Raw genomic sequence first — 662 nt, 5'->3', positions numbered from 1 at the left:
AGCGAGGGGCGGGGGCGGAAGCAATGAAGAGGCTGGCGCTGTACTCACCCCTGCTCTGGAAAGCGTGGTTGATAACGCAGGTGACAAAACTGGCCCGCTCCAAAACGGCGACGCTACGGACGATACCACTCCGACCTTTAATGGCAGCGGCACGCCAGGCAACACCATCCTCATCAAGGACGGCGACAAAGTCATTGGTACGACAACTGTCAATGAAAGCGGCAAATGGGAGTTCACTCCCGAACCGCCATTAAGCGAAGGCACGTACCAGATTACGTTTACTGAAAAAAACCCCGCAGGCACAGAAAGCGCGCCTACCCCACCATTCGAATTGACCATCGACACCACACCACCGGGCCAGCCAGGCGCAGGCGGCAATGGCGGTATTGATCTGGTTATCGATGACGTGGGTCTGGTGACCGGCCCGATTGCCAATGGCGGCACCACCGACGACACCACACCGACCCTCAGCGGCGGCGGGCAGGAGCCCGGTGCAACCGTCACCATCATCGACAACGGTCAACCTCTGGGCACAGTCATCGTCGGTCCCGACGGCACCTGGACCTTTACTCCGCCACCGCTCAGTGAGGGCGCACACCCGTTCACCCTGATCGTCACCGATCCGGCCGGCAATGCCAGCTTGCCATCCGATCCGTACACCA

General features: G+C 60.4%; 1 protein-coding gene. It reads left to right on the top strand.

Translation table 11 applies throughout. The features are described from left to right. Nucleotides 1-662: Ig-like domain-containing protein (locus CJU81_RS23530; protein ID WP_254924928.1), on the top strand; the 662-nt coding region annotated here is incomplete at both ends.

This window comes from Pseudomonas fragi (assembly GCF_002269505.1).
GTDB classification, from domain to species: domain Bacteria; phylum Pseudomonadota; class Gammaproteobacteria; order Pseudomonadales; family Pseudomonadaceae; genus Aquipseudomonas; species Aquipseudomonas fragi_D.
Note: the sequence above shows the minus strand (reverse complement) of the source record. Positions and strands in the feature narration are given on the sequence as shown.